Raw genomic sequence first — 20,394 nt, 5'->3', positions numbered from 1 at the left:
GCGGTGGTCCCACCTGACCCCATGCCGAACTCAGAAGTGAAACGCCGTAGCGCCGATGGTAGTGTGGGGTCTCCCCATGTGAGAGTAGGGAACTGCCAGGCATCAAATAAAGCAAAAAGCTCAGTCGAAAGACTGAGCTTTTTGTTTTTGCGTTTAAAAAGAACCCCGTCCCGAAAGGTGCGGGGGTTTTTTGCTGTGTGGGGTATATCTCCCTCGGTGGCGCTGCGCTTACCGGGGTTACGGATCCGTAGCCCGGACAAGGTGCGCAGCACCGCCTCCGGGGAAAATCCCGCCATACCCGCACCATTATCTTCATTCAAAGCAACATAAAACCCCGTCATGGCAAACCCTTCGCCATAATCCACTTTTTCCTTGCCTCTGCGCTGGCGTTGATCGCGAAAACCGTGCTTGCGAAAAAAAATGTGAATGCAATCACATATAAAGATATAACAATTATATAACATTTAGTTTACTAACTAATTTGTCTGCGTGACGTGGTACGCCCGACAAGACAGACTGCAGTCTTTGCTGGAGCAATATAACAATGACAGAGAGTAGCATTACCGAACGGGCCGCGCCGGAGCAGGCCGATACCCGTCGTCGTATTTGGGCAATTGTTGGCGCTTCCTCGGGAAATCTGGTTGAGTGGTTTGATTTTTACGTCTACTCATTCTGCTCGCTCTATTTTGCCCATATCTTCTTTCCCTCCGGAAATACCACCACTCAACTTTTACAAACGGCAGGCGTATTCGCCGCCGGATTTCTGATGCGTCCTATCGGTGGGTGGCTGTTTGGTCGGATCGCCGACCGCCGCGGACGTAAAGCTTCCATGCTTATTTCGGTCTGTATGATGTGCTTTGGTTCACTGGTGATTGCCTGCCTGCCGGGCTACGCGGTCATCGGCACCTGGGCTCCGGCGCTGCTGCTGTTGGCCCGTCTGTTTCAGGGGCTGTCGGTCGGTGGAGAATATGGCACCAGCGCGACCTATATGAGTGAAGTGGCGATTGAAGGAAAGAAAGGCTTCTATGCCTCTTTCCAGTACGTCACGTTAATTGGCGGTCAACTGCTGGCGGTATTAGTGGTCGTGGCGCTCCAGCAGGTGCTGAGCGACGAAGATTTGCATGCCTGGGGATGGCGTATTCCTTTTGCTCTCGGGGCAGTGCTGGCTATCGTCGCGCTGTGGCTGCGTCGCCAGCTGGACGAAACCTCGAAGCAGGAGACCCGGGCGCTGAAAGAGGCTGGCTCATTTAAAGGGTTGTGGCGTAATCGCCGGGCTTTCGTGATGGTGTTGGGCTTTACTGCCGCCGGATCGCTGACCTTCTATACCTTTACTACCTATATGCAAAAGTATCTGGTAAACACGGCGGGCATGACGGCCAGCACCGCCAGCGTGATCATGACCGCGGCGCTGTTCGTTTATATGCTGGTTCAACCGCTGTTCGGCGCCTTTTCGGATAAAGTTGGCCGCCGTACCTCCATGCTGTGCTTTGGCGTGCTGGCGACATTATTTACCGTGCCAATCCTGAGCGCCTTGCAAAAAGTGAGCTCACCCTATGCTGCCTTCGGCCTGGTGATCTGCGCCTTGCTGATTGTCAGTTTCTATACCTCGATCAGCGGCATCCTGAAGGCCGAGATGTTCCCGGCGCAGGTTCGCGCGCTTGGGGTAGGGCTGTCCTATGCCGTCGCGAATGCCCTGTTTGGCGGCTCGGCGGAATATGTCGCGCTGTCGCTGAAATCGGCGGGGATAGAGCACGCGTTCTACTGGTACGTGACGGTGATGGCGGCCATCGCCTTCCTGGTCTCCCTGATGCTGCATCGCAAAGGCAAAGGCCTGCGTCTTTAGCCGTTACTGGTGCGCCAGTTGCCAAACAGCGTAGCCGGTGGTCGCGCCGGCTACATCCCAGGCGAAATCCTTCCAGCTCCAGCCGCTGCCTGCCGGGCGGCTGTCCCAAAGCTCTTTTGAGGCGCCGAGGCTGACGGAAAACATCAGGCCGATAGCAGCGCTGCGGTCCCGGCTGTAACCCTGATGTTGCGCATATTCATTGCCGGCGGCAGACAGCATCGCCGAGGCCAGAAAATGCTGGGCTTTGTCCTGACCGGACCATGCATCATTTGCCATGTGGCTGCAGCCCGTTAACATCAGCGAAGCAATCACGATTATCGTACGCATAGCGCTTCCAGAAAAAAGCCCCGTCGAGGCGGGGCTGATTGTCAGAGAATACGGCTGATCAGCCGGTCAATGCGGATCCGCCGCAGTCGGCGGATCAGTTTACGCACTTTCACCGGATAGTCGGCAATACTTTGCAGATCCCGATAATGTTTCACCACCGTGGTGTGGGTGCGGATGAGCTTCAGCTCTTTCTCCCGCATGGCTCCCAGCTGCTGCTTTGGATCGTGGATCAGAATGGCATTTTCCAGATCGAGTCGCCAGGCGCGCGGGTTAAGGTTGTTGCCGGTGAGCAGCATCCACTCGTCGTCAACCCACATGCCCTTCAGGTGGTAGCTGTTATCGTCATCCTTCCACAGGCGGACGATCAGCTGATCGGTATTCACATAATACTGCAGCCGGCTGAGGAAACGCCGCAGGTTGATCTCATACAGATAAGGAAGCGCGCCGATGATTTTAAACGGCTGATCTTCCGGAATATAGAAATCGTTAGCGGTTTTATCGCCGACAATAATCTCCACCTGTTTACCGTCGCGCAGCAGCTGGATGATATTTCTTACCAGCACGGCAGGAAGGTTGAAGTAGGGGGTGCAGATCGTTAACTTGTGCTCGGCACAGGGCATCAGGTGAAAGATAGTTTTGTTCAGCAGGCTGGATTTCCCCAGGCCTACCAGCGGGGTGACGGAGAGTTCTTCGTCACCGGCGGTGCCGACAAAATGGTAGCTGCGGTCGCGCAGCTCCTGACGGTACTGGCGAATATCGTTTTTGATTTCCGGACTTTTTGGCCGATCCGGTCTGTCGAGACGATTTACGCCGCGTCCCTGAACCAGATTATTGTCGACCCAGTCGAACATGACGTCCGCCATTTTGCCGTTACGGATGCACTGATAGCGGTCATAGCGGTACTTATCATGCTGATGCAGATAAACATCGTTCAGGCTGGCGCCGCTGTAGAGGACGCAGTCATCGATAATAAAGCCTTTGAAATGGAGAACGCCGAGCGCCTCCCGGGTGTTAATCGGCACGCCGTAAACGGGGATCTCTACGCCCGGATTTTCATTGGCCATCCGACAATACCAGTCAGCATTGGTGTTGGAGGCGGCGGCGCCGATACGGCCACGTTGAGCGCGGTGCCAGTCAACGAGGACGCGAACATCCAGTTGCGGACGCTGACGTTTGGCGTCATAAAGGGCCTGCAAAATTCCTTTTCCGCCATCATCTTGCTCCAGGTAGAGCGCAATAATGCATATACGCTGAGTGGCGTTGGCAATCCGGGTCAGTAACGCTTCCCTGAAATCCGCAGGGGCGTAAAAGAACTCTACATCATCAACTGACTGAGAAAGCTTAGGGAGTTGGGCAAGGTGTTGTTGATGTTTATTACGCTTAAATTTTGACAACATCACAGTGCGTTTCTTCTCTGTTTATTGAAGGGTCTTCTGTACCATGCAGACGACGTAAGCGGGCAATAATACCATTACTACCCGCTAATGTGGTCAACAATTGCGGTCAGCGTCGCGCGATTATCCCTGATTCAGGGGCAGCGACAGACTGACAATCCCATCTTCCAGCTGAATATCAACGGTGAATCCCAGCTTTCTGGCGAGGCCGATCATGCCTCGGTTATTCGGCATCGTAATCCCATTCAGCCGTTGCAGGCCATGGCTTTGCGTATAGGCGATCAGCTTTTCCAGCAGCCTTCGCCCCAGGCCTAACCCTTTCAAATCTGAACGGACCAGCACAGCAAACTCGGCATCAATATTGTCAGGGTCGGAGATCGCCCGCGTCACGCCGAGGATCTCGCTCTGTTCCGCGGTGGTCCTGACGGCGACGAACGCCATTTCTCGATCGTAGTCGATCTGGGTCATATTGGCTAAGTCGTCATGGGTAAATTCGTTGATCTCACTAAAATAGCGATAATAGAGATCTTCTTTGGTGACCTGAGCGATAAACGCGAGCAACTGCGGTTCATCTTCCGGAAGGATCGGCCGGAACAGACAGCGATCGCCATTTTTCATCACCACCCACTCCTCCAGCTGGTGCGGATAGGGACGAATAGCGAGACGGCTTTCACTGTCGCCGCTAAAGGGAGCAAGCCCCAGGGTAACGTCCAGCGCCGTAAACTCGTTGCCGGAGGCGAGCAGGGGATGAATATCCAGCCGCTGGATCTCCGGGCAGTCGACGATCAGGTTCGAGACCTGAACCAGCAGCTGGCTTAAGCCTGCGATATCCAGCGGTCGCAATGCGCTGCGGCCGCGGATCTTCTTATTTTTGATCGCCTGGATCACCAGATAACGCGCCAGGTTCATATTCAGCGGCGGCAGCGCCACAGCGGCCTGGTCCTCGGCCCGCCACTCCACGCCGCCTTCGCCCAACATAATCAACGGGCCGAAGAGGGGATCGTGCTCAACCACCACTCTCAGCTCCTGGGCGCCGGCGCGATTGGCCATACTCTGCACCAGCAGGCCATGAATGCGCGCCTGGGGCCAGGCCAACCTGACGCGATCGATCATCGCATCCGCTGCCTGCTGTACTTCTGCCGCGGTACGCAGATACAACATGACCCCCTGTACTTCTGATTTGTGCGGAATATCCGGGGAACGCAGCTTCAACGCAACCGGATAGCCTATCTGCTCAGCGATATGCACCGCTTCCGCGCTGTCAGCGGCGATCCAGGTTGGCAGTGTGTGGATACCGTAGGCCCGGAGCACCGGGCTGACCTCGTGGGTATCCAGCGTGGTGGCGCCATCATCTATCGCTTGCTGGAGCAGAGCATGCGCTTCGCTGGTATTGGCGGTTAACGAGTCCGGCAGCACTGGAGTCTCGCGCAGCTGTTTCTGGTTACGGCGGTACTCGACCATATGCATAAAGGCGGTGATGGTGCCCTCCGGCGTACGGTAGGTGGGAAGGCCGGCATCGCTGAACAGCCGTCGCGCCTCCTGGGAAGAGAATTCGCCGCACCAGTTGGTCAGCACGGTGACATATTTGCCACGCGGATGGTGCTTCAGGGCGTCTATCAGCGCCAGGGCGCTCTCGGTGCCCGGCGCGGCGGCGCTGGGCGAGTGGATCACCAGCAGCGCGTCGTAGTCCTGACTGTTAAGCAGAATGTTCACCGCCCGCTGATAGTGTTCGCTGCTGGCGTCATCGCGTAGATCCAGTGGGTTGGCGATCTCAACGCCGCCCGGCAGCGCCTGGCGCAGGGCGTCGCGCGTCTCCTCACTGAGGGTCGCCAGCTTACCGTTACGCAACCAAAGCTCATCCAGCGCCAGCGCCGCCGGCGCCGCGCCGTTGCTGACGATCATCAGTTTTTCACCGCGCAGCGGGCGCATATGGCTCAGGGTTTCTACGGCGGAGAACAGCTCATGGGTATCCTGGACCCGCAGCAGACCAGCACGCTGGATGGCCGCATCCCATGCCGGATCCATCCCTGAATTGACGTGCAACAGTTTCTGCGCCGCGGGACTACGGCCGCTTTTGATCACCAGGATTGGCTTGTTTCGCGAGGCGCTGCGCGCGGCGGAGACAAACCGGCGCGCGTCGCTGAGATGCTCAAGGTAAAGCAAAATGGCGCTGGTTTTGCTGTCGCGGGCCAGAAAGTCCAACAGGTCATCGACATCTATATCCAGGCTATCGCCCAGTGCGATGAAGTAGGAAAACCCCATCTCGCGCTGTTGCGCCCAGTCAAGGATGGTGTTGGAGACGGCGGCCGACTGCGAGATAAAGGCCAGTTTACCGCGGTGGATCGCGACCGGCGAAAAGCTGGCGTTCAGGCCTTGCCACGGCGCCAGCAGCCCCAGGCTGTTTGGGCCGAGCAGGCGCATCTGATAGCGCGCAGCGCATTCGAGCAACGCCGGATACTGTTCCGGCTGCGAAGAGAGGATGATGCAGGTCTTGCAGCCTTTCTGCCCCAGGGCTTCGAGCAACTCGAGATTACGTCGCGCGTTGGTACAAAGCACCGCCAGATCCGGCGTAAACGGCAGCTTCTCGATGGTGGGCCACGCCAGCACCCCAAGCACCGCCTTCCAGGCGGGGGTCACCGGCAGTACCGGGCCATTGAAGCCGCCGGCTAGCAGGTTGCGCATCATGAGATAGCCAGCGCGCTGCGGCTTCATTGATGCGCCAATAACGGCGATGGATTTTGGTCGCAGCAGCGCTTCCAGGCCTCGTTGGCTCATACCGGTCTCCTTTCATCCCAGTGACCGAATGATTTTAAACGTTTTCCACCTGGCCCGCTGTGATACTGCCCTTATGCTGGGTTTTTCCCGCCAGGTAGCGGGTCCGAAAGCGGGTGAAGTGTTCGCCAAGCGCGGCGGCGGCCGGCGCATCGCCCGCCAGATCCAGCAGGGCGATGGCCACTTCCGCGGTACAATATTGTCCGTCGGCGTGCGCCTCGCGCAGATGGTAGGCTGAGATGCGCGACAGATCGACGGAGATGATCGGCAGCGCGTCCAGATAAGGGCTCTTACGGAACATTTTACGCGCTTCGGTCCAGGTGCCGTCGAGCATGATAAACAGTGGCGGTTTGCCGGACGGCGGCGCGCTCAGGACCTGGCGCTCCGGTGCGGCGTAGGAGGCGGGGAACACCACCATCGGCTGGTAATCGGGATGGGCGACCAGATCGAGCAGCCCCTGCGGTGGCTCGGTTCTCGACCATTGATAAGCCTCGGTATTCGGCAGAATATCGGCGATGAGCCGGCCGGTGTTGCTGGGCTTCATCGGCTCCGTATCAAACATCACCAGGCAGAAACGGCTGGTGGCCTGCGCCGGCGTTAACGTGGCGCACAGGCACTGCTTGAGCGGCAGCAGACAGCGCTGGCAGCGGCGGATGCGGTTGCCGCGAGCAAGGAAAGGGCGGGTGGCTCGCGCGAGACGTTCGGCGCGCAGGCGAAGGACAGCGTTATCAGTCATGGGAGTCGCTAGTGAAAAACGCTATTGTCGCAGAGGCGAAAACGGGGCACAAGCGGTGCCCCGGAGGGATTACTGCTGTCCGGCTTCGTTCAGCCAGCTATCAAATGGCGCTTTTGGCACCGCGCCATTGAGCATGTCGATCACTTCGCCATTTTTGAACATCATAATGGTCGGGATGCTGCGGATACGAAACCGTGCGCTAAGCTCACGTTCCGCTTCGGTGTTAACTTTCACAAAACGCATCTTCCCGCTACGCTCTTCCGCGACGTCTTCAAAGATCGGCGCGAAGCTGCGGCAGGGACCGCACCATGGCGCCCAGAAATCGACAACGACCGGCAGATCGTCCTTTAAGAGTTTATCCAGCGTTGCCCCGGTCGCGTTGATGACGTCGCCATCAAAAAGATCGTGACCGCAGCGTCCGCACTTTGCGCCATCCGCGCTACGATCGTCCGGGAGGCGGTTCAGAGCCTGACAACTGGCACAAACGGTATTCATAACTAACCTCTGGTGATGGGTTGCAACGTGGCACGTGGCCAATATGTTTCTGTGATGTTACATATTATCGATTAAGTGTTATTTAAGGACAATGCGTTTTGTTCGATGAGTGCAATAGAGGCCGTCTTTTAAACGAAATCATGGCGAAGCGATGACACATCGGGTAATCTGCGCGCTTCGCGCAGCGCAGGTGGAGAAAATTGATGAGCGACGAACTGAAAAATAAAAGCGGCAAGGTCAAAGTGATGTATGTCCGCAGTGATGATGATTCTGACAAACGCACCCATAACCCACGTACCGGGAAAGGGGGAGGTCGTCCAGGAAAATCTCGTGTTGACGGCCGCAGCCGCCCTGCGCGTGACGAACGAAACAGTCGCGGTGACGATCGTAAACGCGATGACCGCAAGCGTGATGAGCGCAAGCGCGATGATTTTAATCGTGACGATGCGTCCCCGTGGCGTACCGTTTCTCGCGCTCCTGGCGATGAGACGCCGGTAAAAGAGGATCACGGCGGGATCAGCGGGAAGAGCTTTATCGATCCGGAAGTACTGCGTCGCCAGCGCGCGGAAGAGACCCGCGTGTATGGTGAAAACGCCTGTCAGGCCCTGTTCCAGAGCCGCCCGGAAGCCATTGTCCGCGCCTGGTTTATCCAGAGCGTGACGCCGCGCTTTAAAGAGGCGCTGCGCTGGATGGCGGCTAACCGTAAAGCCTATCATGTGGTTGATGAAGCCGAGCTGGCGAAAGCCTCCGGGACCGATCACCACGGCGGCGTCTGCTTCCTGATCAAAAAACGCCACGGTACCTCTGTTGCCCAGTGGGTCGCGAAGGCCGCAGAAGAAGATTGCGTCCTGGCGCTGGAGGACGTGGGTAACCCGCACAACCTCGGGGCGATCATGCGCAGCTGCGCGCACTTCGGCGTGAAGGGTGTTGTGGTTCAGGATGCCGGCGTGCTGGAGTCCGGCGCGGCGATCCGTACGGCGGAAGGCGGTGCGGAACATGTTGAACCGATCACCGGCGACAGCTTCATCGATACTCTGGATCAGTTCCGTCAGGCGGGCTATGCGATTGTCTCGACCTCCAGCCATAATGGTACCCCGCTGTTTAAAGCCGAGCTGCCGAAGAAAATGGTGCTGGTGTTAGGCCAGGAGCGCGATGGCCTGTCGGATGCAGCCATCTCCAGCGCGGACCTCAGCGTCGCCATCGATGGTACCGGCAATGTCGAAAGCCTGAACGTCTCTGTGGCGACCGGCGTCCTGCTGGCGGAATGGTGGCGTCAGAACAAGGCGTAATACCTGTCCCTGAATACAAAAGCCAGCTGATGCTGGCTTTTTTATGGCTGTCGATCACTCGCTTTCGGCGGGAAGGACCGGCATCCAGTCAATCGGCGCTTCGCCGCGATCGGCCAGCCACTGATTGGTTTGCACGAAATGGTTGCTGCCAAAGAAGCCGCGATGCGCGGAGAGCGGTGAAGGGTGCGGCGCCTTCAGTACGCAGTGGCGCTGGCGATCGATAATCGCGCCTTTCTTCTGCGCATGGGAGCCCCACAGCAGAAAGACCACCCCCTCGCAGTGCTCATTGATTAACGCGATTACCTTATCGGTAAACGTCTCCCAGCCGAGGCTGGCGTGCGAGTGCGCCTGCCCGGCGCGGACGGTCAGGACCGTATTAAGCAGGAGCACCCCCTGGCGCGCCCAACTTTCCAGGTAACCATGGGTAGGGCGGGTAAAGCCAGGGATAGTGGCCTCCAGCTCTTTGTACATATTCAGCAGCGAGGGCGGGATTGCGACGCCGGGGCGAACCGAGAACGCCAGACCGTGGGCTTGTCCCGGGCCGTGATAGGGGTCCTGACCGAGAATGACGACTTTGACATCGCCCAGTTCGGTAAAGCGAAACGCATTAAAGACATCTTTTTGCGGTGGATAGATGGTGATCCCGGACTGGCGCTCTTCGGCGACGGTCTTCAGAGTATTGAGAAAATAGGGTTGTTGCTTTTCATCCGCCAGCACGTCATGCCAGGTTAAAGGGGTGGTCATCTTGCTCTCCTGCAAAGGGTCATCGCTATAGCTTAACGGCTTCTTTCTACAGAACAAAATCGGCACGGCTTGACGCGGGCCTTTATGCAAAAAAAATTGAAAATTTACAAAATTATTTATAGCAGCTAATGGCGTAACTTGATGTAAAACAATAAAATCCTTGCATACCCACTTAGAGTGAGTGGTTTTTGTTGATTTACATCAAAGAATGCCGAGGGTGCGGCTGATATATATACACTCATACAACAATGGTTTTACCAATTGGCCGCGAAGAGGCCAAAATCGAATAAACACTGCCTGGGAGGCATCAAATGATTACTGCTATCCAAATTACTAAAGCGGCAAACGACGACCTGCTGAACTCTTTCTGGCTGCTGGATAGCGAAAAAGGCGAAGCGCGTTGCCTGTGCGCCAAAGGTGGTTTTGCGGAAGATGACGTGGTGGCAGTCAGCAAACTGGGTGAAATCGAATACCGTGAAATCCCGGTAGACGTGAAACCAGAAGTTCGCGTGGAAGGCGGTCAGCACCTGAACGTTAACGTGCTGCGTCGCGAAACCCTGCTGGACGCGGTTGAGCATCCTGAAAAATACCCGCAGCTGACCATTCGTGTTTCCGGCTACGCGGTACGCTTCAACTCCCTGACTCCGGAACAGCAGCGCGACGTTATCGCTCGTACCTTTACCGAAAGCCTGTAAGGCTAACGCCAGATGTGAAAACGCCGGGATATCCCGGCGTTTTTTTTACTCTTCGCTGGACGCTGATGGCGTCCCGGTCGCGCTTGGCTTCCGGCGCTTACCGATATTTTTCGTATCGCGGTGGCGCTTCTTCACCCGCGGCTTCTCTTTTTCTTTCTCTTTTTTCTCGGCGCGTTTCGCCAGCACTTTCTTCGATGGTTTACCGGTCAACTTCTCGCTTGGCGCGCGGGTTTTGGGTCGCAATTCATCAATCACGCGAGCTTTCAGCGGCTCTTCAACGTAGCGGCCGATCTTGCCCAGCAGCAGGTGATCGTGCGCTTCAACCAGCGAAATCGCGGTGCCTTTCTTACCTGCGCGGCCGGTACGACCGATACGGTGCAGATAGATGTCGGCGGTGCGCGGCATATCGAAGTTAAAGACGTGGCTGACGTCCGGAATATCGATACCGCGGGCGGCGACGTCGGTGGCGATCAGCACGTTTACGCGGCCGTCGGTCAGACGCTTAATGGCTTCGTTACGCTTGGCCTGCACCATCTCGCCCTCCAGCCAGCAGGTGTTAATCCCCGCTTCACGCAGCCAGTTGGCCAGCTCATGCACGCGCTCGCGCTTGCGCACAAAGACGATAGCGCGGGTAGCTTCCGGCTGTTGCAGCAGATTCACCAGCAGCCTGGTCTTATGTTCGATATCGTCCGCGCGATAGTACCATTGATGGATTTTCTTACGCTCGCGAGTCGACGGGGTAGCGGAAACTTCAACCGGCTCTTCCAGCAGGCGCTCAGCGAAGTCTTTGATCGCATCGCCTTCCAGCGTCGCGGAGAACAGCATGGTCTGCTTGCGCCAGCGGGTTTCACCGGCGATGGTTTCGATATCCTGCGCAAAGCCCATGTCCAGCATGCGGTCGGCTTCATCGAGGATCAGGGTCTCGACGGCGCGGCAGTCGAAGTTCTCTTCTTTTATATACTGCAGCAGGCGACCAGTGGTGGCGACCACGATGTCCTGGTTTTCGCTGAACACTTCCGCGTGGTTCATGTAGGCTACGCCGCCGGTAATGGTGGCGATATCCAGATGGGTATGCTTCGCCAGCTCGCGGGCGTGGTCAGCCACCTGCATCGCCAGCTCACGGGTCGGCGTCAGGATAAGAATACGCGGCGGGCCGGATTTCTTACGCGGGAAATCGAGCAGGTGCTGCAACGCTGGCAGCAGATACGCCGCCGTTTTACCGGTGCCGGTCGGCGCTGAACCGAGAATGTCACGGCCATCGAGCGCAGGCGGAATAGCGGCGGCCTGAATGGCTGTCGGGCGAGTGAAACCTTTATCCTGGAGGGCTTCCAGCAGGTTTTCATCGAGTTCAAGTTCGGAAAAAGTCGTTACAGTCATGTTCTACCTCTGAGTGGGCCGCCGATTATAGACGTTACTGACGTAATGTTCATCTGTTTGTAAGGCTATCTGTTCTCCGGTATTGTGCATAGCCTTACGTTCAGGAGTTTTTTGTCGGCAAGGTTATTGAGGATGTCTCAGTCGAAGTTTGCGCTGCCGCGCAATGGTTTTACCTTCAAACAGTTTTTTGTCGCCCACGATCGTTGCGCGATGAAGGTGGGTACCGACGGCATTTTGCTCGGCGCCTGGGCGCCGATTGCCGGGGTGAAACATGTGCTGGATATTGGCGCCGGCAGCGGCCTGCTGGCGCTAATGCTCGCGCAGCGTACCGGCGATGATGTGCGTGTCGATGCGGTCGAACTGGATGAGGAGGCCGCCTCCCAGGCGCAGGAAAATGCTCTTGCGTCGCCATGGGCTTCGCGGGTTGAGGTCTGTCAGGCCGATATTCATCAGTGGCAGCCGCCGCAGACCCGACGCTATCAACTGATAATCAGTAATCCGCCCTTTTTTGCGGAAGGGGTGCCTTGCGCCACCTCGCAGCGGGAGCAGGCGCGGTATACCACGACGCTCGATCACGCTTCTCTGCTGACCTGTGCCGCTGAGCATATCACCGAAGAAGGCTTTTTTTGCGTGGTGCTGCCGGTAGATATCGGAAATGCGTTTATCGAACGGGCAACCGCGATGGGCTGGCACCTGCGACTGCGCACTGACGTGGCGGAGACCGAGATGCGGCCGCCGCATCGGGTGCTGCTGGCTTTCTCTCCGACGGCGGGGGAGTGTTTCAGCGACAGGCTGGCGATCCGCGGGCCAGAGCAGCAGTATTCAGAAGGCTTTACCGCTCTGACCGAGGATTTTTATCTCTTTATGTGAGCCAGGGGCGACAATATCGACGGACCGCTGTTCGGCAGCGGCTGCGGATAGTCGAGGGTGTAATGCAGTCCCCGGCTCTCTTTGCGCAACATCGCGCAGCGTACGATAAGTTCCGCCACCTGTACCAGATTGCGCAGCTCCAGCAGATTATTCGAGACGCGGAAGCGGGCGTAATACTCATCCAGCTCCTGCTGCAGCATGGTAATGCGCCGCAGGGCGCGCTCCAGCCTGCGGGTGGTGCGCACAATCCCCACGTAATCCCACATCAGCAGGCGCAGCTCGTGCCAGTTATGCTGGATAACCACCAGTTCATCCGGGATCTCCACCTGACTTTCATCCCACGCCGGCAGGGTGCTGACCTTCTGGGCCAGCGGCAGGCGACGGGCAATATCTTCTGCGGCGGACCAGCCGTAAACCAGACACTCCAGCAGCGAGTTCGAGGCCATACGGTTCGCGCCGTGCAGCCCGGTATAGCTGACTTCGCCGATGGCGTATAACCCATCGACGTCGGTGCGGCCATTATCATCCACCATCACGCCGCCGCAGGTGTAATGCGCGGCAGGGACGACCGGCACCGGATCTTTGGTTAAATCAATTCCCAGACCGAGCAGCTTTTCGTAAATCATCGGGAAGTGCTGGCGAACAAACGCCTCGGGTTTATGGCTGATATCAAGGAACATACAGTCAACGCCAAGGCGCTTCATCTCATGATCGATGGCGCGGGCGACGATATCGCGTGGGGCCAACTCGCCGCGTTCGTCAAAGTCCGGCATAAAGCGGGTGCCGTCCGGGCGTTTAAGGTGGGCGCCTTCGCCGCGCAGCGCTTCGGTCAGCAGGAAATTGCGCGCCTGCGGATGATACAGCGCGGTGGGGTGAAACTGGTTGAATTCCAGATTCGCCACCCGGCAGCCCGCCCGCCAGGCCATCGCGATACCGTCTCCGGAAGAGACGTCGGGGTTAGTGGTGTATTGATATACCTTGGCGGCTCCGCCGGTGGCGAGCACCACCGCCTTCGCGCTGCAGGTTTCCACGCGCTCTTTATTGCGGTTCCAGATCCATGCCCCGACCACCCGGCGCGTGCCCGGCAGGCCAATCTTATCCGATACGATCAAGTCGACGGCATTGCTGCGCTCAAGGATGCGGATATTGGGATGGGCGAGGGCTTTATCGACCAGCGTCGTCTCCACCGCTTTGCCGGTAGCGTCGGCGGCGTGAAGAATGCGCCGATGGCTGTGGCCCCCTTCGCGCGTGAGATGATAGCTCTCTTCGCCATTGGCCTGGACCTGGGTGTCAAACAATACGCCCTGATCGATAAGCCACTGGACGCATGGTCTGGCGTTGCTGGCGACGAAGGTGACCGCATGGCGATCGCATAACCCTGCGCCGGCGATCAGGGTATCTTCGACATGGGATTCAATACTGTCGGTCTCGTCGAAGACGGCGGCAATCCCGCCCTGCGCATAGAACGTCGAACCTTCGCTGATCGGCCCTTTGCTCAACACCGTCACCGAACTGTGCTCTGCCAGGCGCAGCGCAAGAGAGAGGCCGGCAGCGCCGCTGCCGATAATCAACACATCACAAGAGAAGTCAGGAGTGGTATTCATCGTCTTTGTTTAATTTACTAAACACATTTAGCTCACAATAGCACCAGCTCGTGAGGAATCGTACAATTTTTTTTAACTGGCGTTGTGACGGCTAAACAGCAGGCGAGCAGAAACGGTCTGGAGCACGGCGAAAATGAGACGCGTGGCAGGTTGATAGCATTGGATTTTATAGTGAAATAAACGCCGTGTTACGATACCCTTCAGACGGGCCTGCGCTTTTTCTTATTGACTAACCTATCGTTTAGCAACCTGGGCATATAATGATTGATAACGATCTGCCGCCGTTGCCAGACAAAAAACAAAAGCGTAACGGAACTTTATTGTTTTCATACACTCCAAGAGTCAGCTTGCTCATAATGCAGATTTTGGGTGGTGTTTTGAAGACGCATGGGAATTGGGTTTGGGGAGACATTACCTCGGATGAGCGAGCAGTTAACGGATCAGGTCCTTGTTGAACGGGTCCAGAAAGGAGATCAGAAAGCGTTTAATTTGCTGGTAGTGCGCTATCAGCATAAGGTCGCGAGCCTGGTTTCCCGCTATGTACCGCCGGGCGATATCGCTGACGTCGTTCAGGAATCGTTCGTTAAGGCATGGCGTGCGCTGGACTCTTTCCGGGGAGATAGCGCTTTTTACACCTGGTTATACCGTATCGCCGTCAATACGGCGAAGAATTATCTGGTTGCTCAGGGACGCCGTCCGCCGTCCAGCGATGTTGACGCTAACGAGGCGGAAAACTTCGAAAGCGGCGGGGCGTTGAAAGAAATTTCGAACCCTGAGAACTTAATGTTGTCAGAAGAACTGAGACAAATAGTTTTTCGTACCATTGAATCGCTTCCGGAAGATTTACGCATGGCAATTACGTTACGGGAGCTGGATGGCCTAAGCTATGAAGAGATAGCCGCTATCATGGATTGTCCGGTTGGGACGGTGCGTTCGCGTATCTTCCGGGCGCGAGAAGCTATTGATAATAAAGTTCAACCGCTTATCAGGCGTTGACGATAGCGGAATACTGGAAAAGGGTATCAGGCATGCAGAAAGAAAAACTTTCGGCTTTAATGGATGGTGAAACGCTGGATAACGAACTGCTCAACGAGCTGAGTCGTTCTTCTGAGATGCAAAAAACCTGGGAGAGTTATCACCTTATCCGCGATACGCTGCGTGGCGATACCGCAGAGGTGCTGCAATTTGATATCTCCGCCCGGGTGATGGCCGCCATTGAAAATGAGCCCGTTCGTCAGACGGCGCCGCTTATTCCTGAATCTCAGCCCGCACCGCACCAGTGGCGGCAGATGCCGTTCTGGAACAAAGTGCGTCCGTGGGCCAGCTCACTGACCCAGATGGGCGTTGCCGCCTGCGTATCGCTTGCGGTTATCGTCGGCGTCCAGCACTATAATGGGCAGTCTGATGCCGCTCAGCAGCCAGAGGCGCCGGTGTTCAATACGCTGCCGATGATGGGTAAAGCGAGCCCGGTAAGCCTTGGCGTACCGGCTGACGTATCAGCAGGTAGCGGCCAGCAGGCTCAGGTCCAGGAACAGCGTCGGCGGATTAACGCCATGCTGCAGGACTACGAACTGCAGCGCCGCCTGCACGCTGAGCAGCTTCAGTTTGGCCAGGCCCAGACTCAGCAGGCCGCAGTCCAGGTGCCGGGTTATCAAACTTTAGGAACGCAATCGCAGTAATGAAGCAACTTTGGTGTGCCATGTCGCTCATGGCAGGCAGTCTGTTGTTCTCTGTCAACGCCTCGGCTGATACATCGTCCGGGGCGTTGTTGCAGCAGATGAACCTGGCCAGCCAGTCCCTCAATTATGAGCTGTCTTTCGTCAGCATCAGCAAACAAGGCGTTGAGTCGCTGCGCTATCGTCACGCTCGACTGAACAATCAACCGCTGGCGCAGCTTCTGCAGCTGGACGGTCCGCGCCGGGAAGTGGTCCTGCGCGGTACGGAAATCAGCTATTTTGAACCCGGCCTCGATCCGTTCACCCTGAACGGCGACTATATCGTCGATTCGCTGCCGTCGTTGGTTTACAGCGATTTCAAACGTCTCAGCGCAGCCTATGATTTTATCTCCGTGGGCCGTACCCGTATCGCCGACCGCCTCTGCGACGTGATCCGCGTCGTGGCTCGCGACGGCACGCGCTATAGCTTTATCGCCTGGCTGGACGCTGAGACCAAGCTGCCGCTGCGCGTCGATTTGCTCGACCGCGACGGTGAAACGCTGGAGCAGTTCCGGGTCGTCTCTTTCAACGTTGGCGATAACGTCAGCGCCAGCATGGAGACGCTGGCGAAAGCGAATTTGCCGCCGCAGCTGTCGGTGCCTGAAGGGGGCGACAAAGCCAACTTCAACTGGGCGCCAACGTGGCTCCCGCAGGGCATGACTGAGGTCTCCAGCAGCCAGCGTCGTCTGCCCACCTTTGATGGTCCGGTAGAATCACGTCTCTATTCCGACGGCTTGTTCAGCTTCTCGATCAATATCAACCGCGCCACCGCGGCCAGCAGCGACCAGCTGTTGCGCACCGGCCGACGCACCGTCAGCACGACGGTACGCGATAACGCGGAGATCACCGTGGTGGGCGAACTGCCGCCGCAGACGGCGAAGCGTATCTCAGACAGCATTAAATTCAAGGCAGTACAATGATCAAAGAGTGGGCCACCGTGGTTTCCTGGCATAACGGCGTGGCGCAGGTGCACTGCGACGTTAAAGCCTCCTGCAGCAGTTGCGCCTCCCGCGCCGGCTGCGGCAGCCGGGTATTAAACAAGCTGGGGCCGCAGACCAGCCATACCATCAGCGTGCCCTGCGAGCAGCCGTTGACGGCGGGGCAAAAAGTGGAGCTGGGGATCGCCGAGAGCAGTCTGCTGGGTTCGGCGCTGTTGGTCTACATGGCGCCGCTGGTGGGGCTGTTTGTGATGGCGTCGATTTTCCAGGTGCTGTTTGCCAGCGATATCGCTTCGCTGTGCGGCGCGCTGCTGGGCGGCGTCGGCGGGTTTCTGGTGGCGCGCGGTCTGTCGCCGCAGCTGGCAGCGCGCCAGTCGTGGCAGCCGGTGATTCTGAGCGTCGCGTTGCCGCCGGATCTGGTGCGTATCGAAACGCCTTCCTCCGACATGGGTCAGTGATTTCACTGGCCCTTATCTTTATTTACCCTTCCTGTTACAACGCCACAATTTCTGCGGTTATGCTGGATCTAACAGCATTTCCTGGTTTCAAGGATGTAGTGTAGAATGCGGCGTTTTCGGATTAAAAAACGTCAGGCACAGTACAGCGGCCTCATGATACTCGTAAGGCATAATTAACTCTAAATATGAAGAATATACGTAACTTTTCGATCATCGCTCACATCGACCACGGTAAGTCGACGCTGTCTGACCGTATCATCCAGATTTGCGGTGGCCTTTCTGATCGTGAAATGGAAGCCCAGGTTCTGGACTCCATGGATCTTGAGCGCGAACGCGGGATCACCATCAAGGCGCAGAGCGTCACCCTGGACTATAAGGCTAACGACGGTGAGACCTATCAGCTGAACTTTATCGACACCCCGGGCCACGTGGACTTCTCTTATGAAGTTTCCCGTTCCCTCGCCGCGTGCGAAGGCGCGCTGCTGGTGGTTGACGCCGGGCAGGGCGTAGAAGCCCAGACCCTGGCCAACTGCTACACCGCGATGGAGATGGACCTGGAGGTCGTTCCGGTACTCAACAAGATCGACCTGCCTGCGGCCGACCCTGAGCGCGTAGCGGACGAAATTGAAGATATCGTCGGGATCGACGCCCACGACGCGGTGCGCTGCTCGGCGAAAACCGGCGTCGGCGTGACCGAGGTACTGGAGCGTCTGGTGCGCGATATTCCGCCGCCGGAAGGCGATCCGGACGCGCCGCTGCAGGCGCTGATTATCGACTCCTGGTTCGATAACTACCTCGGCGTAGTGTCGCTGGTACGAATTAAAAACGGCACCATGCGCAAGGGCGACAAGATCAAGGTCATGAGCACCGGCCAGGTCTATAACGCCGACCGTCTGGGCATCTTCACCCCGAAACAGGTTGACCGTACCGAGCTGAAATGCGGCGAGGTAGGCTGGCTGGTCTGCGCGATCAAAGACATCCTTGGCGCGCCGGTGGGCGATACCCTGACCGCCGCCCGCAACCCGGCAGACAAAGCGCTGCCTGGCTTTAAGAAGGTGAAACCGCAGGTGTATGCTGGCCTGTTCCCGGTAAGCTCCGATGATTATGAAGCTTTCCGCGACGCGCTGGGAAAACTGAGCCTCAACGACGCCTCTCTGTTCTACGAGCCGGAAAGTTCTACCGCGCTGGGCTTCGGCTTCCGCTGCGGCTTCCTCGGCCTGCTGCACATGGAGATCATTCAGGAGCGTCTGGAGCGTGAATACGATCTTGACCTGATCACCACCGCGCCGACGGTAGTTTACGAAGTGGAGACCACCTCCAAAGAAGTTATCTACGTCGACAGCCCGTCCAAGCTGCCGCCGCTGAATAATATTCAGGAGCTGCGTGAGCCGATCGCCGAGTGTCACATGCTGCTGCCGCAGGAGTTCCTCGGCAACGTGATCACCCTGTGCGTGGAGAAACGTGGCGTGCAGACCAACATGGTTTACCACGGTAAACAGGTGGCGCTGACCTACGAAATCCCGATGGCGGAAGTGGTGCTCGACTTCTTCGACCGTCTGAAGTCTACCTCCCGCGGCTATGCGTCGCTGGACTACAACTTCAAACGCTTCCAGGCGTCGAACATGGTACGCGTCGATGTGCTGATCAACGGCGAGCGCGTCGATGCGCTGGCGCTGATCACCCACAACGATAACGCGCCGTATCGCGGCCGCGAGCTGGTGGAAAAGATGAAAGATCTTATTCCGCGTCAGCAGTTCGACATCGCGATTCAGGCGGCCATCGGCAACCACATCATCGCGCGCTCTACCGTGAAACAGCTGCGTAAAAACGTGCTGGCGAAATGCTACGGCGGTGACGTCAGCCGTAAGAAAAAGCTGCTGCAGAAGCAGAAAGAAGGTAAGAAGCGTATGAAGCAGGTCGGTAACGTTGAACTGCCGCAGGAAGCGTTCCTCGCCATTCTGCACGTTGGTAAAGACGGCAAATAACCCTAAGGAGTTGGCATGGCGAACATGTTTGCCCTGATCCTGGTGATTGCAACCCTGGTGACGGGCGTTTTATGGTGCCTGGACAAGTTCATTTTTGCACCGAAACGTCGTGAGCGTCAGGCCGCTGCTCAGGCAGCGACCGGCGAGCAGCTGGACAAAAAGACGTTGAAGAAAGTCGGCCCGAAACCGGGCTGGCTGGAAACCGGCGCATCGGTTTTCCCGGTGCTGGCGATCGTTCTGGTGGTACGTTCATTCATTTATGAGCCGTTCCAGATCCCGTCAGGTTCGATGATGCCGACTCTGCTGATTGGCGATTTCATCCTGGTGGAGAAATTTGCCTACGGCATTAAAGATCCTATCTACCAGAAAACGCTGATCGAGACGGGTCATCCGAAGCGCGGCGACATCGTGGTGTTTAAATATCCGGAAGACCCACGCCTGGACTACATCAAGCGCGCGGTGGGGCTCCCGGGGGATAAAGTCACCTACGATCCGATTGCCAAGCAGGTCACTATTCAGCCGGGCTGCAGCTCCGGACAGGCCTGCGGCAACGCGCTGCCGGTGACTTACTCCAACGTGGAGCCGAGCGATTTCGTTCAGACCTTCTCCCGCAGCAACGGCGGCGAAGCGAGCAGCGGTTTCTGGCAGCTGCCGAAGGGCGAAACCAAAGCCGACGGCATTCGCCTCACCGAGCGTCAGGAGACGCTGGGCGACGTCACGCATCGTATTCTGATGGTGCCGATTGCTCAGGATCAGGCTGGCATGTATTACCATCAGAGCGGTCTGCCGCTGGCCACCTGGATTGTGCCGCCGGGTCAGTACTTCATGATGGGCGACAACCGGGATAACAGCGCCGACAGCCGTTACTGGGGCTTTGTGCCGGAAGCAAACCTGGTCGGGAAGGCCACCGCTATCTGGATGAGTTTTGAAAAGCAGGAAGGTGAATGGCCGACCGGCGTGCGGTTATCGCGCATTGGTGGAATTCATTAATTTCATCTGCTGAATTCACGCCGCTGCTGTTATCGCAGCGGCGCGAATTATTTAGTATTTAAATCCATTCAAACTAACGACATCCCGTGTCGTTGCGTATAGAATATCCCCCCGAAGTTTTTGGTTGTCGCTCTGCCGGGTGACACTGCACACGAAAGCGTA

The 20,394-nt window shown here is 57.2% G+C and carries 19 protein-coding genes and 1 rRNA gene; 12 read left to right on the top strand and 8 right to left on the bottom strand.

Going from position 1 to position 20,394, the window contains the following annotated elements:
• Positions 1-101 (top strand): 5S ribosomal RNA (gene rrf / locus ACLH1U_RS17735); the annotation flags it as partial.
• Positions 102-544: 443 nt separating this feature from the next.
• Complete coding sequence (locus ACLH1U_RS17730) at positions 545-1,843, top strand: MFS transporter (RefSeq protein WP_023290679.1); 1,299 nt, start codon at positions 545-547, stop codon at positions 1,841-1,843.
• A 3-nt stretch (positions 1,844-1,846) separates the two neighbouring features.
• On the opposite strand, the gene ACLH1U_RS17725 is transcribed toward ACLH1U_RS17730, so the two are convergent.
• The 5 genes from ACLH1U_RS17725 to trxC form a co-directional block, all read right to left on the bottom strand.
• Positions 1,847-2,170: a YfiM family lipoprotein gene (locus ACLH1U_RS17725; RefSeq protein ID WP_004201811.1), complete on the bottom strand. Its 324-nt coding sequence runs from the start codon at positions 2,168-2,170 to the stop codon at positions 1,847-1,849.
• A gap of 41 nt (positions 2,171-2,211) precedes the next feature.
• Positions 2,212-3,567: a CDP-diacylglycerol--serine O-phosphatidyltransferase gene (gene pssA, locus ACLH1U_RS17720; RefSeq protein WP_023290677.1), complete on the bottom strand. Its 1,356-nt coding sequence runs from the start codon at positions 3,565-3,567 to the stop codon at positions 2,212-2,214.
• A 120-nt stretch (positions 3,568-3,687) separates the two neighbouring features.
• Positions 3,688-6,339, bottom strand: coding sequence for a bifunctional acetate--CoA ligase family protein/GNAT family N-acetyltransferase (locus tag ACLH1U_RS17715; protein WP_049013875.1), 2,652 nt, complete (start codon positions 6,337-6,339; stop codon positions 3,688-3,690).
• A gap of 34 nt (positions 6,340-6,373) precedes the next feature.
• Positions 6,374-7,072 (bottom strand): tRNA-uridine aminocarboxypropyltransferase, encoded by a 699-nt coding sequence (gene tapT, locus ACLH1U_RS17710; RefSeq protein WP_032453740.1) that lies wholly within the window; start codon positions 7,070-7,072, stop codon positions 6,374-6,376.
• 69 nt (positions 7,073-7,141) lie between these two features.
• Positions 7,142-7,567, bottom strand: coding sequence for a thioredoxin TrxC (trxC, locus tag ACLH1U_RS17705; protein ID WP_002914091.1), 426 nt, complete (start codon positions 7,565-7,567; stop codon positions 7,142-7,144).
• 203 nt (positions 7,568-7,770) lie between these two features.
• On the opposite strand from trxC, the gene ACLH1U_RS17700 reads away from it, so the two are divergent.
• Positions 7,771-8,856, top strand: coding sequence for a tRNA/rRNA methyltransferase (locus ACLH1U_RS17700; protein ID WP_023290674.1), 1,086 nt, complete (start codon positions 7,771-7,773; stop codon positions 8,854-8,856).
• Between the two features lie 54 nt (positions 8,857-8,910).
• Here the strand turns inward: ACLH1U_RS17700 and ung are convergent, their stop codons facing one another.
• Positions 8,911-9,600, bottom strand: a complete 690-nt coding sequence (gene ung / locus ACLH1U_RS17695) for a uracil-DNA glycosylase (protein ID WP_023290673.1) — start codon at positions 9,598-9,600, stop codon at positions 8,911-8,913.
• A 311-nt stretch (positions 9,601-9,911) separates the two neighbouring features.
• Here ung and grcA point away from each other — a divergent pair, with 311 nt between their 5' ends.
• Entirely contained in the window at positions 9,912-10,295 is a 384-nt protein-coding gene (grcA, locus tag ACLH1U_RS17690; RefSeq protein WP_032422010.1) for an autonomous glycyl radical cofactor GrcA, read from the top strand.
• A gap of 45 nt (positions 10,296-10,340) precedes the next feature.
• Here grcA and srmB read toward each other — a convergent pair whose 3' ends face one another.
• Complete coding sequence (gene srmB / locus ACLH1U_RS17685; protein WP_032453738.1) at positions 10,341-11,672, bottom strand: ATP-dependent RNA helicase SrmB; 1,332 nt, start codon at positions 11,670-11,672, stop codon at positions 10,341-10,343.
• 132 nt (positions 11,673-11,804) lie between these two features.
• On the opposite strand from srmB, the gene trmN reads away from it, so the two are divergent.
• Positions 11,805-12,542, top strand: coding sequence for a tRNA(1)(Val) (adenine(37)-N(6))-methyltransferase TrmN (trmN, locus tag ACLH1U_RS17680; protein ID WP_032453737.1), 738 nt, complete (start codon positions 11,805-11,807; stop codon positions 12,540-12,542).
• Here trmN and nadB read toward each other — a convergent pair.
• Positions 12,527-14,146, bottom strand: a complete 1,620-nt coding sequence (nadB, locus tag ACLH1U_RS17675; protein WP_023290670.1) for an L-aspartate oxidase — start codon at positions 14,144-14,146, stop codon at positions 12,527-12,529. The genes trmN and nadB overlap by 16 nt on opposite strands.
• Positions 14,147-14,465: 319 nt before the next feature.
• On the opposite strand from nadB, the gene rseD reads away from it, so the two are divergent.
• From rseD to lepB, 7 genes are all read left to right on the top strand, one after another.
• Positions 14,466-14,570, top strand: coding sequence for a rpoE leader peptide RseD (gene rseD / locus ACLH1U_RS17670; protein ID WP_122975137.1), 105 nt, complete (start codon positions 14,466-14,468; stop codon positions 14,568-14,570).
• Complete coding sequence (gene rpoE / locus ACLH1U_RS17665; RefSeq protein WP_002914074.1) at positions 14,567-15,142, top strand: RNA polymerase sigma factor RpoE; 576 nt, start codon at positions 14,567-14,569, stop codon at positions 15,140-15,142. The genes rseD and rpoE overlap by 4 nt, the downstream gene beginning before the upstream one ends.
• 32 nt (positions 15,143-15,174) lie before the next feature.
• Entirely contained in the window at positions 15,175-15,825 is a 651-nt protein-coding gene (gene rseA, locus ACLH1U_RS17660) for an anti-sigma-E factor RseA (protein WP_032453736.1), read from the top strand.
• Positions 15,825-16,781, top strand: coding sequence for a sigma-E factor regulatory protein RseB (gene rseB, locus ACLH1U_RS17655; protein ID WP_004201821.1), 957 nt, complete (start codon positions 15,825-15,827; stop codon positions 16,779-16,781). Before rseA ends, rseB begins: the two co-directional genes overlap by 1 nt.
• On the top strand, positions 16,778-17,257 hold the full coding sequence (gene rseC / locus ACLH1U_RS17650; RefSeq protein WP_004201822.1) for a SoxR-reducing system protein RseC: 480 nt from the start codon (positions 16,778-16,780) through the stop codon (positions 17,255-17,257). Before rseB ends, rseC begins: the two co-directional genes overlap by 4 nt.
• Before the next feature lie 185 nt (positions 17,258-17,442).
• A complete protein-coding gene (gene lepA, locus ACLH1U_RS17645; protein ID WP_023290668.1) occupies positions 17,443-19,242 on the top strand; it encodes a translation elongation factor 4 in 1,800 nt (599 codons plus the stop codon).
• 15 nt (positions 19,243-19,257) lie between these two features.
• The gene (lepB, locus tag ACLH1U_RS17640) at positions 19,258-20,232 is read left to right on the top strand and encodes a signal peptidase I (RefSeq protein ID WP_004201827.1); all 975 of its coding nucleotides are present in this window, start codon (positions 19,258-19,260) and stop codon (positions 20,230-20,232) included.
• The last annotated feature ends 162 nt before the right edge of the window (positions 20,233-20,394 follow it).

The organism is Klebsiella sp. 1SOBk5mer, assembly GCF_046603115.1.
GTDB classification, from domain to species: domain Bacteria; phylum Pseudomonadota; class Gammaproteobacteria; order Enterobacterales; family Enterobacteriaceae; genus Klebsiella; species Klebsiella quasipneumoniae.
Note: the sequence above shows the minus strand (reverse complement) of the source record. Positions and strands in the feature narration are given on the sequence as shown.

What these genes read in the sequence shown, in the direction of transcription:
- ACLH1U_RS17730 (WP_023290679.1), top strand. Translation starts at nt 545, where the DNA reads ATGACAGAGAGTAGCATTACCGAACGGGCCGCGCCGGAGCAGGCCGAT.
- ACLH1U_RS17725 (WP_004201811.1), bottom strand. Translation starts at nt 2,170, where the DNA reads ATGCGTACGATAATCGTGATTGCTTCGCTGATGTTAACGGGCTGCAGC.
- pssA (WP_023290677.1), bottom strand. Translation starts at nt 3,567, where the DNA reads ATGTTGTCAAAATTTAAGCGTAATAAACATCAACAACACCTTGCCCAA.
- ACLH1U_RS17715 (WP_049013875.1), bottom strand. Translation starts at nt 6,339, where the DNA reads ATGAGCCAACGAGGCCTGGAAGCGCTGCTGCGACCAAAATCCATCGCC.
- tapT (WP_032453740.1), bottom strand. Translation starts at nt 7,072, where the DNA reads ATGACTGATAACGCTGTCCTTCGCCTGCGCGCCGAACGTCTCGCGCGA.
- trxC (WP_002914091.1), bottom strand. Translation starts at nt 7,567, where the DNA reads ATGAATACCGTTTGTGCCAGTTGTCAGGCTCTGAACCGCCTCCCGGAC.
- ACLH1U_RS17700 (WP_023290674.1), top strand. Translation starts at nt 7,771, where the DNA reads ATGAGCGACGAACTGAAAAATAAAAGCGGCAAGGTCAAAGTGATGTAT.
- ung (WP_023290673.1), bottom strand. Translation starts at nt 9,600, where the DNA reads ATGACCACCCCTTTAACCTGGCATGACGTGCTGGCGGATGAAAAGCAA.
- grcA (WP_032422010.1), top strand. Translation starts at nt 9,912, where the DNA reads ATGATTACTGCTATCCAAATTACTAAAGCGGCAAACGACGACCTGCTG.
- srmB (WP_032453738.1), bottom strand. Translation starts at nt 11,672, where the DNA reads ATGACTGTAACGACTTTTTCCGAACTTGAACTCGATGAAAACCTGCTG.
- trmN (WP_032453737.1), top strand. Translation starts at nt 11,805, where the DNA reads ATGTCTCAGTCGAAGTTTGCGCTGCCGCGCAATGGTTTTACCTTCAAA.
- nadB (WP_023290670.1), bottom strand. Translation starts at nt 14,146, where the DNA reads ATGAATACCACTCCTGACTTCTCTTGTGATGTGTTGATTATCGGCAGC.
- rpoE (WP_002914074.1), top strand. Translation starts at nt 14,567, where the DNA reads ATGAGCGAGCAGTTAACGGATCAGGTCCTTGTTGAACGGGTCCAGAAA.
- rseA (WP_032453736.1), top strand. Translation starts at nt 15,175, where the DNA reads ATGCAGAAAGAAAAACTTTCGGCTTTAATGGATGGTGAAACGCTGGAT.
- rseB (WP_004201821.1), top strand. Translation starts at nt 15,825, where the DNA reads ATGAAGCAACTTTGGTGTGCCATGTCGCTCATGGCAGGCAGTCTGTTG.
- rseC (WP_004201822.1), top strand. Translation starts at nt 16,778, where the DNA reads ATGATCAAAGAGTGGGCCACCGTGGTTTCCTGGCATAACGGCGTGGCG.
- lepA (WP_023290668.1), top strand. Translation starts at nt 17,443, where the DNA reads ATGAAGAATATACGTAACTTTTCGATCATCGCTCACATCGACCACGGT.
- lepB (WP_004201827.1), top strand. Translation starts at nt 19,258, where the DNA reads ATGGCGAACATGTTTGCCCTGATCCTGGTGATTGCAACCCTGGTGACG.